At 37.2% G+C, this 16478-nt stretch carries 14 protein-coding genes; 9 read left to right on the forward strand and 5 right to left on the reverse strand.

The window, feature by feature from the left end; all coding sequences use genetic code 11:
• The first annotated feature begins 44 nt into the window (after positions 1–44).
• The 6 genes from GQR59_RS10925 (at position 45) to GQR59_RS10950 (ending at position 7622) form a co-directional block, all read left to right on the forward strand.
• Positions 45–560 (forward strand): cytochrome b, encoded by a 516-nt coding sequence (locus GQR59_RS10925; protein ID WP_236546740.1) that lies wholly within the window; start codon positions 45–47, stop codon positions 558–560.
• 51 nt (positions 561–611) lie between these two features.
• Positions 612–1175 carry a YceI family protein gene (locus tag GQR59_RS10930; RefSeq protein WP_160062705.1) on the forward strand — a complete coding sequence of 188 codons (564 nt, stop codon included), beginning with the start codon at positions 612–614 and terminating at the stop codon, positions 1173–1175.
• A gap of 262 nt (positions 1176–1437) precedes the next feature.
• Positions 1438–2874, forward strand: a complete 1437-nt coding sequence (locus GQR59_RS10935) for an anti-phage deoxyguanosine triphosphatase (protein ID WP_160065129.1) — start codon at positions 1438–1440, stop codon at positions 2872–2874.
• A gap of 1144 nt (positions 2875–4018) precedes the next feature.
• Entirely contained in the window at positions 4019–4735 is a 717-nt protein-coding gene (locus GQR59_RS10940) for a nickel/cobalt transporter (RefSeq protein WP_201288092.1), read from the forward strand.
• Positions 4736–5688: 953 nt separating this feature from the next.
• Complete coding sequence (locus GQR59_RS10945; protein ID WP_160062107.1) at positions 5689–6576, forward strand: site-specific integrase; 888 nt, start codon at positions 5689–5691, stop codon at positions 6574–6576.
• Positions 6573–7622, forward strand: a complete 1050-nt coding sequence (locus GQR59_RS10950; RefSeq protein WP_160062109.1) for an IS91 family transposase — start codon at positions 6573–6575, stop codon at positions 7620–7622. The genes GQR59_RS10945 and GQR59_RS10950 overlap by 4 nt, the downstream gene beginning before the upstream one ends.
• A 282-nt stretch (positions 7623–7904) precedes the next feature.
• Here GQR59_RS10950 and GQR59_RS10955 read toward each other — a convergent pair whose 3' ends face one another.
• Positions 7905–8183 (reverse strand): helix-hairpin-helix domain-containing protein, encoded by a 279-nt coding sequence (locus tag GQR59_RS10955; RefSeq protein WP_160062707.1) that lies wholly within the window; start codon positions 8181–8183, stop codon positions 7905–7907.
• Between the two features lie 109 nt (positions 8184–8292).
• Positions 8293–8712, reverse strand: a complete 420-nt coding sequence (locus tag GQR59_RS10960) for a glycerate kinase (RefSeq protein WP_160062709.1) — start codon at positions 8710–8712, stop codon at positions 8293–8295.
• Between the two features lie 197 nt (positions 8713–8909).
• Between GQR59_RS10960 and GQR59_RS10965 the strand changes: the two genes are divergently transcribed.
• Positions 8910–9797 carry a site-specific integrase gene (locus tag GQR59_RS10965; RefSeq protein ID WP_160062107.1) on the forward strand — a complete coding sequence of 296 codons (888 nt, stop codon included), beginning with the start codon at positions 8910–8912 and terminating at the stop codon, positions 9795–9797.
• Complete coding sequence (locus GQR59_RS10970) at positions 9794–10843, forward strand: IS91 family transposase (protein WP_160062109.1); 1050 nt, start codon at positions 9794–9796, stop codon at positions 10841–10843. Before GQR59_RS10965 ends, GQR59_RS10970 begins: the two co-directional genes overlap by 4 nt.
• A 277-nt stretch (positions 10844–11120) precedes the next feature.
• Here the strand turns inward: GQR59_RS10970 and GQR59_RS10975 are convergent, their stop codons facing one another.
• Positions 11121–12425 (reverse strand): SIR2 family NAD-dependent protein deacylase, encoded by a 1305-nt coding sequence (locus tag GQR59_RS10975; protein WP_160062111.1) that lies wholly within the window; start codon positions 12423–12425, stop codon positions 11121–11123.
• A 246-nt stretch (positions 12426–12671) separates the two neighbouring features.
• On the opposite strand from GQR59_RS10975, the gene GQR59_RS10980 reads away from it, so the two are divergent.
• Positions 12672–13649 carry an integron integrase gene (locus GQR59_RS10980; protein WP_160062711.1) on the forward strand — a complete coding sequence of 326 codons (978 nt, stop codon included), beginning with the start codon at positions 12672–12674 and terminating at the stop codon, positions 13647–13649.
• Positions 13650–14458: 809 nt separating this feature from the next.
• Here the strand turns inward: GQR59_RS10980 and GQR59_RS10985 are convergent.
• Complete coding sequence (locus GQR59_RS10985) at positions 14459–14941, reverse strand: nuclear transport factor 2 family protein (RefSeq protein WP_160062713.1); 483 nt, start codon at positions 14939–14941, stop codon at positions 14459–14461.
• Between the two features lie 263 nt (positions 14942–15204).
• Positions 15205–16470 carry an MSMEG_0569 family flavin-dependent oxidoreductase gene (locus GQR59_RS10990; RefSeq protein ID WP_160062715.1) on the reverse strand — a complete coding sequence of 422 codons (1266 nt, stop codon included), beginning with the start codon at positions 16468–16470 and terminating at the stop codon, positions 15205–15207.
• Positions 16471–16478: the final 8 nt, after the last annotated feature.

Raw genomic sequence — 16478 nt, forward strand, 5'->3', positions numbered from 1 at the left:
AAAAAACAATTATTCTTATTAAGATTTGAAGCATGGAAGAAGCAATGACAAAATACAATAAGTTAGCAAAATCGTTTCATTGGTTATCAGCCATTTTAGTTATTGGTTTATTTGCAGCTGGATATTGGATGGTTGACCTTAGCTATTATAGTGAATGGTATCAAACAGCCCCTTACTGGCATAAGTCTGTTGGTCTATGTTTTGTCGCGATCACGATAGCGAGATTGATCTGGAAACTTGTATCAACCGCACCAACGATAGAAGGCTCAGCTTTCGAAAAGAAAGCGGCTACTTTTGCACATTACCTTATCTATATTTTGCTATTTACCATGTTTTTATCCGGTTACTTAATATCAACGGCAGATGGTCGCGGTATTGACGTTTTTAATTGGTTTGAAGTACCTGGTTTAGGGTCCTTTATTGAAAATCAAGAAGATCTCGCAGGACAAGTACATGAATATGCAGCTTATATTTTAATCGGCTTATCAAGCTTACATGCCCTTGCCGCTTTGAAACATCATTTTATGAATAAAGATAATACGCTTAAAAAAATGCTTTAAACTATTTTAAACCATGTTCTACGTTATATTTACTCAACTAAGGAAAATACCATGAAAAAAGTACTAATCGCGTCAGCTTTAAGCGCAATAATGGCTTTACCAATGAGCGCAATCGCAGCAGATTATAAGATAGATACAACGCATGCTTTTGTTAACTTTAAAGTTAGTCACTTAGGTTACAGCTTTATTCAAGGGCGTTTTAATAAATTTGAAGGACAGTTTAGCTATGATGAAAAAAATGTAGCGGCGTCTAAAGTGACAATAAACGTTAACACAACCAGCTTAGATTCAAACCATGCAGAGCGAGATAAGCATCTTAAAAGCGATGATTACATTAATGCAGGTAAATTTTCTACAGCCAAATTTGTTAGTACGAGTGTTGCAGAAAAAGCCGATGGCGGTTTAGCTATTACAGGTGATATGACCTTCCATGGTGTCACTAAACCACTTGTTGTTGATGCTAAAATCATTGGTCAAGGTGATGATCCATGGGGCAATTACCGTACAGGTTTAGAGGCTACAGCACGATTAGAATTAGCTGAATTTGGCATGAATGTTAAAGGTGCATCAACTTACGTTGATTTGGATATCGTATTAGAAGGTATTCGTCAGTAATCTAAAATAGATTCAACGATATAATGATGACAGCAACAGTGAGTTTTTCTGTTGCTGCTTTTTTAGAGCAACCTTATTACGACAAAACGCTTATTTAATTTACCCTAACTTCGCTACGCTAATAACTCGTTACCAAATCCGTTCTCCTAATAATCCAATTCGGTTATTACTCTAATAAACAGTAATGACAACAACTTAACTGTATTTTTCAGCCTAAAAACACGTTACACTTTTTATGTACTTAGCAAACAACGGTGAAAATATGCGTTTAGAAAAGAACACGACAACGGTTGAAGAACATAATAAAAGTATTCAACTTGGTGCAACAATAAAAACAAATGACGTCGATCTTTCTATTAACAATGCTTGGCTAGAACGTCTGATAGAAGAGCCTAATAAAAAAAGACGATTAGACCAACGTACCCCCTTTCAACGTGATAAAGCACGTGTATTACACTCGGCAGCATTTCGACGTTTACAATCTAAGACTCAAATTCATAATAATGGCCTCAGTGATTTTTACCGTACTCGCTTAACACATTCTTTAGAAGTGGCACAAATCGGTACGGGTATTATTGCTAACTTACAAATGATTCAGCCAGAATTTCATGCTTTGTTACCCGGTAACAATTTAATTGAGACAATTTGCTTAAGCCATGATATTGGCCACCCTCCTTTTGGTCACGGTGGTGAAACGGCTCTTAATTATATGATGATAGAACACGGTGGCTTTGAAGGTAATGGACAAACCTTTCGAATTCTAACGCAGCTTGAGCAATATACAGAACATAACGGCATGAACTTAACCCGCCGTAGTTTATTGGGGCTATTAAAATACCCAATCTGTTTGAGTGAACTCAGTAATTCCTACCCTATTGATAACAGTCGTAATTTTCGTCAATTAAAAACTGAAGAATGGATGCCTGCAAAAGGTATTTATGATCATGACAAAGCATTATTAGATTCTGTTTTAGCGCCGTTGTGTGAAAGTGATCGACGTTTATTCGGCAGTAAAAGAACACCGATAAACGACTCGAAACAACATTTAAAATCTAAATATAAATCTTTTGATTGTTCGGTGATGGAAATCGCGGATGACATTGCCTATGGCGTGCATGACCTTGAAGATGCGATCGCGATGGGCATTATTAATAAAGCCTTATGGCAAGAAAAAGTACTGACGCAGTTATATGACATTAAAGACTTTTGTTTACATGACCAGCTACAAGAAATAACAGACAATTTATTTTCATTGCAACACTTTAAGCGTAAAGATGCGATTGGCTCATTAGTGAATGCATTAATTACATCTATCAGCATTCAACGTGTTAATAAACAGTTTATAGAGCCATTATTGGCTTATAACGCATACTTAGATCCCGCTATGTACCAAGCTTTAGAAATTCTAAAAAGCTTTGTTTTAAACTATGTTATCAAAAGCCCTGATTTACAAATTTTAGAATACCGAGGACAACAAATTGTCATGGAGTTGTTTGAAACCTTTAAAGCGGGACCCTTACGCTTTTTGCCTGAGAGTGCGAAACAGTTATGGAAAGCACAAAATGGCGATGAATCACGCGAACAAAGAGTCATTGCAGATTACATTTCAAGCTTAACCGACAATCATGCGTTGAGATTGCACGCGAGTTTATTTAGCAGTAACCAAACGACCCCAATGATGGGTGAACATGCGTTTTAATTGATTGACTATTATTACAGTAAATCGAAACAACTGAGTTATTTACTTATTCAAATAACTCAGTCACGCATTGTCATCGAATAGAAAATCAGAATCAGCTCAACTGCACTCGTCACGTCATTAGGGGGATTAATTTTACAGCCTTCACTCTATCGGCGACTCTCCTTGTTATTATCAGAAAAATACCTAATCACAACACGCAAAAAATAAACAGGATACACAGAGCTAAATTCGCTCGTAAAACGATACTCTCGCATAACTTGCAAAGCTCAAAGAGTGGTGTTGTTCTAGTCCCGTTACAGATCGACTTGCTCAATAACTTGATATTACTTATTTTAACGCTTCGGTACCCACAACCTACCCTTCTATCATAAAAATGGGCGTATCATTTATAAAGCCGTCTTTATGACAAATTAATTTTCTTAAATTGAACATTCGAGTTATAAAAACACTGATAATTACAAGCGCAAGAATTGTAATTCTAAATGATTCAGTATGTATGTTTTCAACACAGGTAACTCACACTTTTTACTACCACTTACCCTAAGCGTTAAAATACTCTAAATCGTTTTCGTCTTCATATCCGCCTTAGAAAAAGATCCAGTTAACATTACAACCGACAAGTAAAAATCATTTTTACAAGGTGTTAATGCACGTTTAAAATATCTTCAAATTGACTGCTTTAGACGTGATGAATTACATTTTAAAAATGAACTTCAATTATTATTCCTCAGAACTTATTTTTGACTTTCGACAGCTTTCTTTTGAGCTAATTTCAATTTATACCAATGGAATTAAATAAGTGATCAGAGATTGCGCAGGAAAAATTAACACTAATTAATAAGGCGTGAGTTGTAGGAGATAGTTGTTTTCACTTCAAAACTCACAACGCAGTTAGGGGGGAGTTTAACCAGCAAGAATGATCACCTTATTAATTCTTTTGGTATTAGTAGCAACTATTTTATCTTAGTATGATGATTGCCCAATACTGTTTTTAACATATTAAATAAGGAGTTAGCATGAAAAATAAAATAATTTTCAACACAACAACGTTTAATAAAACCAGGTTATATTTTACAAACGTTATCTTTTTAAGTGTTGGATATGCTATCTGGCCAACTGACCTTCATTAATGATGGCCAGTATGCACTGGCAAAAAGAAATAAATGAACAAATAATTGAGTTATTATATTCAACTCAAACTCAACTCTTGGCCTCTGGTTTTTCACTTATCTCTGCGGCTTTTATATATGGTGTATTGCATTCCCTTGGCCCAGACCATGGTAAGTTAATTGTTACAACGTATCTTTCAACTCACCCGACTAAGGTCAAAATAAGTTTAATACTCACCGTTTTGTCTGCTTTGCTACAAGCAATAGTGGCCATTGTTGTTGTCTCAATATTATTGCTGCTATTTAATTCAACCATGCGCGAAGTCAATAATGAAGCAAACCACTTCATCAGTTTAAGTTTTTATTCCGTTGTGATATTAGGCTCAATCGTCATCTGGCGTAATATGAAGACACTTTTCAAAGAATTTTACTCCCGCCCTTGTACAGGTGCAATCATGGTATTACTCTTTTCTAATACCTTGGGGCTGTATTGGCTAGGAATTATTAGTGCATTGTTTATGTCGGTTGGTACCGCATTAACAACCTCTAGCATTGCTATTATGACAACAATAGGAACAAAGCTAGTACAAGGTTACTTAAGCAACGGGGATAAAAACAATATTCACTTTAAAAGTAAAAGAAGAAAAACTATCAATACTTTAATTAAATTAACGGGTGGCATTTTATTAGTATTAATGGGGGGTATATTATTAAAATCTCAACCAGTTGGCATGTCAGCGGTATTTTAAATAAGTAAATAAATAAAATCTGATAATAAACAGTAGGCTTTCAAGGGAGTACTATTAAATACAACATCATCACTAATGATTAAGAGAGGGTTAATAATTATATTACCCTTTATTTTCAAGTATAGTCACTCGTTAAACCTAGCATACATTTATATAATAATGAGTGGTATTCACTAAGTCGGTTTGTGCTCCTTTGCGCCCTAGAAAGAGAAGGCGCAATCGCCCCCGAAGCACCTTAGCTCATCTAATTCTCGTTTTAATCGGACAGAATCATCTCGTCTTCGCTCGTCGAGGTGGGCTGATGTTTTTAGCTTTGAATTTCGCCCTTTCGACGACTTTACTTTCTCTCTGCCAGCAGAGAAAGTAAGCAAAGAGACTGGCACCGAGTCGCTTTCTGAACCAACCAATTCCGCCATTTTAAACGTACCGTTTCGGACGTGCATCCATGCACTAGCCGAAACTAATACAAACATCCTGTTTGGCTTTACTAAAATGAGTTCATTGATTGGGAAAGCTCAACGGTGGTATTTTTGCAGCCGCGCTGAGTTTTGATTTGATCATTAACTAATTGATATTACTGAGTTCAACGTTTGGGTGTCCACAATTTATACGTTTTCATCAAAAATTCAAGAGCAGAAATCAAATCGTCTTCATAGCCGCTAATTTGCTTTTTAGCGATTAAGGTAGCTGATTTTTTGATCTTAGGAATGGATTTAGAATTTAACTCAGTATTCAAAATATGTGCTCAACTTTCTAGTGGCATTTAACGCCGCGTTAAGCGGACTAAAATTGTGGGTTATACTGTGGAGCGAAGCGGAACGTAACCCACTGTTTTAGTTCCGTTTAAACGCCTTGTTGAACGAAGCCGCTGTGCGGCAGAAAAACAAAATACCAATAACGTTCATACTTATATTTATATCACTTTTCGGTGATATCTAATAGGAGTATAAGCGATGAACACCTCAGAGCAACAACACTTTAATCTTTTATATCAACAGCATTTGACCAACCTAACACTGCAAGGCATGAGACCTGCCACGATTGATGCCTACTCTCGTGCAGTACGTAGGATAACTACCTTTTTTGACCGCACACCTGACACATTAACCAAAGCAGATTTAAAGTGTTACTTTGCACAACTCATTCAAACTCACTCGTGGAGTACCATTAAATTAGACCGAAATGGATTACAGTTTTTTTATAAACATACTCTCGATAGACAGTGGGAATGGCTCAATATTGTCAAACCACCACAAGTAAAACGCATTCCCGACATCCTCACGCCACAACAAATTGGACTGATAATTAGCCACACTCGTGCATTGCGTTATCAGGTGTTTTTTCTTGTTTTGTACAGCATGGGATTACGCTTAAGTGAGGCCCTTGATTTGACGGTGAACGACATTGATAGCCATACCATGCAAGTGCATATTCGCGAAGGTAAAGGAGGTAAAGACCGTTTACTCCCTTTACCCAAACGAACACTTTCTGCATTACGTTGCTATTGGTCAACGCATCGTCATCCGCAGTTGTTATTTCCAAGTATTGGTAAAAACACACAAGTGCCGATGGATAAAGGCAGTGTGCAGAAAGCGTTGAAAAAAGTGATGACTGAATTGGGTATTAATAAATCTATCAGTCCACATTCATTACGACATTGCTTTGCAACTCATCTCTTAGAGCAAGGTATTGACCTACGCTCCCTGCAAATACTATTGGGACATCACAGCCTGAATACGACAGCGAAATACACACAACTCACTCCACTCAAACAAAAAGATAATGTCACCGCCTTGAACCAGTTAACCGAAAGGTTATCAATTCAATGGGAGGCATCATGAGCCAATTTATTGCACTACTTGAGCGCTATCAAGCACAACTGGAGCAACAATATGGTGGATTGTTGAATCAAGATATTCGTCGCGCTATCACTGATATGCTGCACTGTAAAAACGATGTAAATCGAACGACCCAATGGCATTGTGGCCATTGTCAGCATGACCAACAACTCCCAGCATCTTGTGGGAATCGAAGTTGTCCACAATGTTTGCATCAAACAACTTCAAATTGGTTAGCTAAACAGACCGATAAACTATTACCCGTACACTATTTTATGGTCACCTTTACGCTACCCTATCAATTGAGAGTACTGGCTCGTCAACACCCCAAAGCACTGTATCAATTGATGTTACAAGTGACGGCGGGCATATTAAAAGACTTTGCCAAGCGAGAGAATAAAGGCAGTTTAGGGTTTACTAGCGTATTACACACGCATAATCGGCGACGTGAATGTCATCCTCATGTGCATATCATTGTGCCCTGCGGACGTTACGATACGACAAAGAAACAATGGCACAAAAGTGATGCAAAATATCTGTTTAATGAATTTGCACTCGCTAAAGTATGGCGGGCAAGAGTCATTGATGCGATTAATCACAGCGCTGAGTTAACCATGCCCACTGACACGCCTAAAAAATGGATGGTCGATTGCCGTAAGGTCGGATTTGGTGCCTCTGCTTTTAAATACTTATCACGTTATCTGTATCGTGGCGTGTTACCCGATAAAGACATTATTAACCTCTCCGAGGAAATGGTCACATTTAAGTATAAAGAAAGCAGCACTAATATGACTAAAGAACGTACTTTACCTGTGCTCGAATTCTTATGGTTAATCTTACAACACGTGTTACCAAAAGGTCTGCAGCGGGTGAGGGATTATGGGTTTTTAAGAGGTAATGCCAAACAACTGCGACTACAAATATTGCTGATATTGGGGAGCGACATAAGCACAATGGCGACACCAGTAAAACGCAAGCGTGCTATCTGTATTTGCCCATGCTGTCACCATGAAATGCATTTTATGGGCTTAAGTCGACTGAGAAACTAATGCGTGAAAACGTACGGTCTTAAACAGATCATTGACACAAATAAAAGATTAACAAGCCAGAGAGGTGATATGGCATTCAACATATAAAATATAACATACTGATATAATTGAGGTATCAATTTTATATTAGCGAGACTCGCCTTAAAGAAAGTTGAATTATTGAGCCAGCCCAAAACCCATTCCACTATTTACTATATAAAGCAAAGAGTCTCATACGGGCTTGTCCAACACTCAGATAAGGTGTCGGCTGCGCGACACCTATCCTTATTTGTTAGCAATATACTACTCCATGCTAAGTTTTCTTTCTTTCGTGAAGTGCCACCAAGGAAGCGAATCACCACCTTCCATATAAGATATTGCCGATAAGAAAACATCTATAATACAGTGATCTTGTTTGCAACCAAGTCTTGAACAATGTAGTCCATACAATTCATATGCATTTTTGCCAATGAGTTGCTTTGGATGAGTTAATCCAATTTTTTCTAAATCAGCCGATATTGCTTTACCGATATTTGGTAAATCTGACATTTTCGAAATTTTATCGCGATCTGGTGATTTCATATTATATTGCTAACGCCTAATTAACAGGCAAAAAATAGTTGGTTACAATTAGCGACGAAGGAGCAAAAACCAACTGTTTTTTGTCCTTGTTTAATTTCTTGTTAGGTTTTCACGGCCACCAATTGTCAGCCCATAACTCACCAGTAACCTTAATGTTAGAGCATAAAGGTATTTCAGAGTTATCAAACTCATTATCAAATTGCAGCTGAAAAGAAGATTTAAGTAGAAATAGCACTTCATCATCTAGTACATCAATTGACAGCAATTCTCCAGTGGCAATGAAGTAGCAATTTTTATTTGGAAAAGTAATCTGTGATGTGTTGTTTCCATGAGGCATTTCAACTTTACAGTTTTCACCTTTTAACTCTACCTCAATGGATTTACCAACCACAAATATTTGTTTAGCCTGAGAGTCTGAACCTTGATAGTAAAAGTGAATAATAGTCTTATCTTCTAACTCAGCAACAACTTCACCTTCGGCGTCACACCCGCAGGAATTTAAAGCTATGATGGTGACTCGATACTTCATTGAAAACCTAACGCCGCACTAAGCGGACTAAAATAGTGGGTTAAAATGTGTAGCGAAGCGAAACGTAACCCACTGTTTTAGTTCCGTTTAAGTGTCTTGTTGAACGAAGCCGCTGTGCGGCAGAAAAACAAAATACCAATAACGTTCATACTTATATTTATATCACTTTTCGGTGATATCTAATAGGAGTATAAGCGATGAACACCTCAGAGCAACAACACTTTAATCTTTTATATCAACAGCATTTGACCAACCTAACACTGCAAGGCATGAGACCTGCCACGATTGATGCCTACTCTCGTGCAGTACGTAGGATAACTACCTTTTTTGACCGCACACCTGACACATTAACCAAAGCAGATTTAAAGTGTTACTTTGCACAACTCATTCAAACTCACTCGTGGAGTACCATTAAATTAGACCGAAATGGATTACAGTTTTTTTATAAACATACTCTCGATAGACAGTGGGAATGGCTCAATATTGTCAAACCACCACAAGTAAAACGCATTCCCGACATCCTCACGCCACAACAAATTGGACTGATAATTAGCCACACTCGTGCATTGCGTTATCAGGTGTTTTTTCTTGTTTTGTACAGCATGGGATTACGCTTAAGTGAGGCCCTTGATTTGACGGTGAACGACATTGATAGCCATACCATGCAAGTGCATATTCGCGAAGGTAAAGGAGGTAAAGACCGTTTACTCCCTTTACCCAAACGAACACTTTCTGCATTACGTTGCTATTGGTCAACGCATCGTCATCCGCAGTTGTTATTTCCAAGTATTGGTAAAAACACACAAGTGCCGATGGATAAAGGCAGTGTGCAGAAAGCGTTGAAAAAAGTGATGACTGAATTGGGTATTAATAAATCTATCAGTCCACATTCATTACGACATTGCTTTGCAACTCATCTCTTAGAGCAAGGTATTGACCTACGCTCCCTGCAAATACTATTGGGACATCACAGCCTGAATACGACAGCGAAATACACACAACTCACTCCACTCAAACAAAAAGATAATGTCACCGCCTTGAACCAGTTAACCGAAAGGTTATCAATTCAATGGGAGGCATCATGAGCCAATTTATTGCACTACTTGAGCGCTATCAAGCACAACTGGAGCAACAATATGGTGGATTGTTGAATCAAGATATTCGTCGCGCTATCACTGATATGCTGCACTGTAAAAACGATGTAAATCGAACGACCCAATGGCATTGTGGCCATTGTCAGCATGACCAACAACTCCCAGCATCTTGTGGGAATCGAAGTTGTCCACAATGTTTGCATCAAACAACTTCAAATTGGTTAGCTAAACAGACCGATAAACTATTACCCGTACACTATTTTATGGTCACCTTTACGCTACCCTATCAATTGAGAGTACTGGCTCGTCAACACCCCAAAGCACTGTATCAATTGATGTTACAAGTGACGGCGGGCATATTAAAAGACTTTGCCAAGCGAGAGAATAAAGGCAGTTTAGGGTTTACTAGCGTATTACACACGCATAATCGGCGACGTGAATGTCATCCTCATGTGCATATCATTGTGCCCTGCGGACGTTACGATACGACAAAGAAACAATGGCACAAAAGTGATGCAAAATATCTGTTTAATGAATTTGCACTCGCTAAAGTATGGCGGGCAAGAGTCATTGATGCGATTAATCACAGCGCTGAGTTAACCATGCCCACTGACACGCCTAAAAAATGGATGGTCGATTGCCGTAAGGTCGGATTTGGTGCCTCTGCTTTTAAATACTTATCACGTTATCTGTATCGTGGCGTGTTACCCGATAAAGACATTATTAACCTCTCCGAGGAAATGGTCACATTTAAGTATAAAGAAAGCAGCACTAATATGACTAAAGAACGTACTTTACCTGTGCTCGAATTCTTATGGTTAATCTTACAACACGTGTTACCAAAAGGTCTGCAGCGGGTGAGGGATTATGGGTTTTTAAGAGGTAATGCCAAACAACTGCGACTACAAATATTGCTGATATTGGGGAGCGACATAAGCACAATGGCGACACCAGTAAAACGCAAGCGTGCTATCTGTATTTGCCCATGCTGTCACCATGAAATGCATTTTATGGGCTTAAGTCGACTGAGAAACTAATGCGTGAAAACGTACGGTCTTAAACAGATCATTGACACAAATAAAAGATTAACAAGCCAGAGAGGTGATATGGCATTCAACATATAAAATATAACATACTGATATAATTGAGGTATCAATTTTATATTAGCGAGACTCGCCTTAAAGAAAGTTGAATTATTGAGCCAGCCCAAAACCCATTCCACTATTTACTATATAAAGCAAAGAGTCTCATACGGGCTTGTCCAACACTCAGATAAGGTGTCGGCTGCGCGACACCTATCCTTATTTGTTATACCTAAATTTGGTTCACCACTGCGAGGGCATCTATATTGTATGTTTTTTCTTTAATAAACTCTTTTATCATTACCCTATTCTTAGAAATTATACTTGACCAACGGATGTTCCATGAGTTGTAAGCGTGCCATGAATAGCCAACACGATGTTCTCGACACATCGAGGTCATAGATCTTAATGTTGCATCTAAATATACTTTCTCAATCGATGTCCCCTTAATTTCTAAAATACTAGATAAATATATCAACCACCTAGCAAGGTGCTCATATTGTTCCCAAGCATTATTTTCACTAGTTAGTTTACGTTTAGATTCGATAATTTGCCCCAATGCCCGAACGACTTCAGGATGCTCTATGCTTTTACCAATAGCTCCGATAGAAGATATAATTTCGTAAAATGCATTTTCCATTTTTAGAAACGATGGAGTGAAATAAGCGCTTTGGAAAACTACTTTTCTAATATTTTCGATTGAGGATTCAGTGCATTTTTCAGCCTCAGGAAGGTACATATTCAAATTAACAAAAAAATCATTTACTTCCAGCGAATCCATAACGCGAATACCGTAACAATGCGCATAATAGTCTTTTACTGATTGATCGACAGCATTTCTCGAAACTAAGAAAATATTTGCACCAATTACATGGTCTCTAGAAAAACCTTTATAGTCGTTAATAATTGATTTTAGATTGGCATCACCTAATGAATACCCAAGAATTACAACCGTATTTTCATGTAATACAGTACTAAGTTTCTTTGAAAAATAAGAGTTTGTATTCATAAATTTAAAATAATCGTCTGAAGTTACGACCATGTTTTCAGGAGACTCTATAGATCCATGTACATGGTAGACTTTCACTTGTGTTGAAGAGCGTGGAATTGGCAACCCAGGAGTTATAGACTGACACCTCTCTGACCCAGCCAATTTTTCAGCTAATTTATCATAATTTGTAGTAACAACACGGACAGATTTTGTAGACAAAAATTGAGAAATTGCAGAATTATTCCCTTTAATTTCAACTTTTGAAATTATCTTAGACACTTCATCGTGAAGATTTTTATGATTGCTTAACAGTTCTATAGATAAAACTTGTGCAACTTCCTCTAAACTCAGTGGGTTTTTTCCATTTTCGGGAAATAGAGCTAATTTTAAGTCTTTACCTCTAGGTGTTAACAAACAGATTTCTTCGAGTAATCCTTGCCAACTTGGAGCTTCATTCAAGCTAACTGCTTTAGAAAAACCAGTACCAGTAAATAAACATAATCTATTTGATACAGCGGCATATGCAATTTCAAAATACTCGCTCACTCTGACTCCTTAGGTATAACAGCTTATTATACGGAACTTATCCGCATTTTCCGTGGATAGATAGAACAGTATATTTTATTTAAATTTGATACAAGAGTAACAAATTATATCAATTAAACAATGTGTTAAAAACAAAAATAAAACCTTAATCATGTGGATAGATAGAAAAAGTCCGTATTAACAACAAAAATACGGAACAACGCCTATACTGTATATAAGAACATATGAATTAAGTAAGGAGCAAATATGAAATCTCCATTTTTGTCAGCAGTTACTGAAAATATGCGCATGAAGTTTTATGCAGAAAAAACAATTAAAGCTTATGTATATTGGATAAAGTCTTATATTTACTTTAATAATAAAAAACACCCATTTGATTGCCATGATAAAGAAGTAGAGTCTTTCCTTTCTTACCTCGCTAATATCAAGAAAGTAGCCCCAAAAACTCAAGCATTGGCACTTAATGCATTAGTTTATTTATATCGAGATTTTTTAGATAAACCATTAACTTTGACGCTTAAGTTTAAAAAAACGAATACACAACCCAAACTACCGATTGTGCTGACACCCGAAGAAGTTTCGGTTTTGCTAGCAGAGATTCCGGTATCAATCTCACTCCCTTGTTATTTATTATACGGGAGTGGGTTGAGGCTAATGGAGGCTGTTAAATTACGAATACAAGATATTGACTTTGATTACCTCTCAATTAATATTTGGCATGCTAAAGGAGGTAAACATCGCAGAGTAACACTTGCTCCTGAACTTAAGGGTGTTTTACAAGATCAAATAGCTAAAGTTCATTTGTATTATCAGGAAGATATACAACGGGCTGATTATAAAGGAGTTTATTTACCTTATGCATTAGCAGGTAAATACCCGAATGCGGCTAAAGAATTCAAGTGGCATTACCTATTTCCTTCGTCCCTGCTATCGATTGAACCAGGAACTAAAAACCTAAGACGTCACCATATACATGAAACAAATATTCAAAAAACAATAAAAAAGACGGCACAAAAATTGAACTTTAGTAAGCAAGTTACCCCTCATACATTACGCCATTCATTTGCAACTCATTTATTACAAAGGGGAGCAGACATTCGAACTGTACAAGAGCAATTAGGCCATACAGATATCCGTACCACACAAATCTACACTCATGTATTACATGCGGGTGCAAATTGTGTAAGAAGTCCGCTATCAGATTTAATGATTGATAGAAAATAAAGTAAGTGGAGAGTAATTGCTATGTTAACAATATTATTTAAAGGCATTAGAACCTTAGAAATAAGAAACTTAATAATATAACTAACTCGCTATGCCCCTTTCCAAGATAGAACTAAAAATTAATAAGGTCACCTGTGTGGCTTAGTTGTCTCTCAGGATAAAGAAGATCTGTATCTTCTGAAACGCTGTAAATAGACCAAAAAATTATTAATTCTAATGTCTTCTATGTCGAAGCAGCTGACATTAGATATTTCAAAAGCGCACATAAATTCTATCGCTTTGTGCCCCTTTCCGACTTAGAAGCTATGAATTTATGGCCAAAATGCCCGAACCACAACAACTTGATAACGATCTCAAAAGGCAAAGCCTTGTTTGGGAGGACGCTTTGTAATATTCAAAAGCTGAAAATAGTTTCAATTTATCACTAGTTAAAGCTTTATATTTATTAATTGGCTTTGTTGTTAGCTGATATATTTTTACTCCGCAACACTAACTTCTTCGCAAGAATACTGTGTTAATTAAGCAGAAAGATCGTTGAGGACTAGCTTTGTTAATTTAAAAGTGTTGAAACTCTAAATGTGATAAATAAGATAAATAAGATGACCAATGCTTACTTAACTCTTACTTAATTCTAATGGAGACTGTAATAAAAAATCTTTATCTGAGAAAGGTCAAAAGATACGTCATACTTAGCTACTCTCACCTTTCTCAATTAATTAAATTAATTGTTGCGCATTGTTCTTACCGAATCACATCGACTCTTAATTTATGTCACTAAGAGTCGTCTAATCAATGGAAGTTTATAGGTTTTACAAGCCTAAATCCGATAAGCTTGGGTAATCTAAAGGACGCACTCCATCTTTCCATAATAGTTTTCGTTCAGACTCGTCTATTTTAAGGTCGTTAATGCTGGCATAACGTTCTTCCATTAGTCCTTTCTCACTAAATTGCCAATTCTCGTTGCCATACGACCTAAACCATTGCCCTGATTTATCTTGCCATTCATATGCAAATCTAACGGCAATTCTGTTGTTTTTTACAGCCCATAATTCTTTAATTAATTTATAGTGTTGCTCTTTTTCCCATTTTTGGGTTAAAAGCGTAATAATTTCTTGTCTTCCCGTTATAAATTCATTTCGATTACGCCACTTACTATTTAGTGTATAAGCTGTAGCAACCACTTCTGGATCCTTGGTATTCCATGCATTTTCTGCTTTACGTACCTTCTCAATCGCTTCTTCTTCAGTAAAGTTAGGTATTGGGTATCTCGTTTCTTCAAGTGCAATATTCATATAATCCTCTTTTGGTAGTCATTATAAATTGACTGATATCCTCTAATGAATATCAAGCATTTAATTATTTGGACAAATCCATTTTTGCAGAAAGAATGTAAAAAACACACTTCCCGTAATGAAAGTGTGCAAGTTAATGTTTGAACACATGATGGCTATAGGAACTTAGGAACTTAGGAACTTAGGTGCTTAGATACTTAGATGCTTAGATGCTTAGCCGTTATGCACTTCAAAATTGAATCTGCCCTATTATTTCAAGGCCTTTAGCTTTTCAATATTTCATTTTTTATAAAGTGTGCATCTTTCCCTACGTGGAAAAAACGTCCAGAACCCCATGTGTTCATCCAATTTAAACCTAAAAAGTACAATCCCTCTACTGGGCTAACGCCACGTTTTTCTAGTGGTAGCCCTCGGTCATTAAACGCGGGTAATTTAACCCAATCGAAATTCATTCTAAAACCTGTCGCCCAAATAACAGTGCTTATTTTACTTGTGTTCATATCAAGTGTTGCTGGCGTGTCAGGCAGATAGGTTGAATGAATATTATCGTCTGCAGGTGCTTCAATGTTGTTGTGTTGAATGTATTCTTCAATTTTATCGGTAATACGTTTTGCTGAGTCGTCTGCGTTTGTTAAATGTTTTGACAAGTCGTCTAAAAAGTTTGCGACACCGTTATTTACTTCGCCTAATTGGCCATAAAGTTTCATGCCTTGTTCAGCAAATATGCGTAGGTTTAAATCGCGGCCGCCATCTCGACCAGTGACGTAGTGGTTTGTTGAATGTGGTGCATTTTCACCATCTGGGTGCTTGTCAATGGTTGTGTCGTAGTAGCCCATGTCTTCAAGCCATTGCACAACGTCTTTACCGCGGTAACGTCTGTTTACGCGCGGGGCATTACCGACACAAAGGTGAACGTTTCGCCCTTGTAGGTGAATGTCTTCTGCTATTTGTGCCCCACTTTGGCCTGTACCTACTACCATGATGTCGCCAGCGGGTAGTGATTCTGCATTTTTATAATCACGTGAATGAATATGTTTTATTTTTTCAGGCATATTTTGTGCTGACGGTAAAATAAAGGCTTGGTGGTAGCTACCACAGGCAAGTACTACTTTATCAGCGGTGTAATGGTTTTTGATACCATTACAGTCTGTTGTCACATGGAATATGCTGTCTACTTTTGTAATTGAATCAACAACGCTGTTAAACACGACTGGCGGCTTAAAAGAATCAAAATAAGACTGTAAGTAATTAATTATTTCATCTTTAACCATAAAGCCATCTGGATCGTCGCCTTGATAATGATGACCTGGCAGTTGGCATTGCCAATTTGGGGTAACTAAACAAAATTCATCCCAACGTTCATTTTTCCAGTTATATGCAATTTCACTATTCTTTTCAATAACTAAGTGAGAGATGTTGTCTTGTTTTAAATGGTAACTCATTGACATACCTGCCTGCCCTGAGCCAACAACAATAACAGAATAATGCGTTGAGTTAGACGAAAGTGAGTTTGTGGTTGAATGTGTCATTGTTAGCC

The organism is Psychromonas sp. L1A2 (assembly GCF_009828855.1).
GTDB lineage: Bacteria > Pseudomonadota > Gammaproteobacteria > Enterobacterales > Psychromonadaceae > Psychromonas.

Bases quoted from the DNA above. Each gene is read 5' to 3' on its own strand.
- GQR59_RS10925 (WP_236546740.1), top strand. From the start codon at position 45: ATGACAAAATACAATAAGTTAGCAAAATCGTTTCATTGGTTATCAGCC.
- GQR59_RS10930 (WP_160062705.1), top strand. From the start codon at position 612: ATGAAAAAAGTACTAATCGCGTCAGCTTTAAGCGCAATAATGGCTTTA.
- GQR59_RS10935 (WP_160065129.1), top strand. From the start codon at position 1,438: ATGCGTTTAGAAAAGAACACGACAACGGTTGAAGAACATAATAAAAGT.
- GQR59_RS10940 (WP_201288092.1), top strand. From the start codon at position 4,019: ATGCACTGGCAAAAAGAAATAAATGAACAAATAATTGAGTTATTATAT.
- GQR59_RS10945 (WP_160062107.1), top strand. From the start codon at position 5,689: ATGAACACCTCAGAGCAACAACACTTTAATCTTTTATATCAACAGCAT.
- GQR59_RS10950 (WP_160062109.1), top strand. From the start codon at position 6,573: ATGAGCCAATTTATTGCACTACTTGAGCGCTATCAAGCACAACTGGAG.
- GQR59_RS10955 (WP_160062707.1), bottom strand. From the start codon at position 8,183: ATGAAATCACCAGATCGCGATAAAATTTCGAAAATGTCAGATTTACCA.
- GQR59_RS10960 (WP_160062709.1), bottom strand. From the start codon at position 8,712: ATGAAGTATCGAGTCACCATCATAGCTTTAAATTCCTGCGGGTGTGAC.
- GQR59_RS10965 (WP_160062107.1), top strand. From the start codon at position 8,910: ATGAACACCTCAGAGCAACAACACTTTAATCTTTTATATCAACAGCAT.
- GQR59_RS10970 (WP_160062109.1), top strand. From the start codon at position 9,794: ATGAGCCAATTTATTGCACTACTTGAGCGCTATCAAGCACAACTGGAG.
- GQR59_RS10980 (WP_160062711.1), top strand. From the start codon at position 12,672: ATGAAATCTCCATTTTTGTCAGCAGTTACTGAAAATATGCGCATGAAG.
- GQR59_RS10985 (WP_160062713.1), bottom strand. From the start codon at position 14,941: ATGAATATTGCACTTGAAGAAACGAGATACCCAATACCTAACTTTACT.
- GQR59_RS10990 (WP_160062715.1), bottom strand. From the start codon at position 16,470: ATGACACATTCAACCACAAACTCACTTTCGTCTAACTCAACGCATTAT.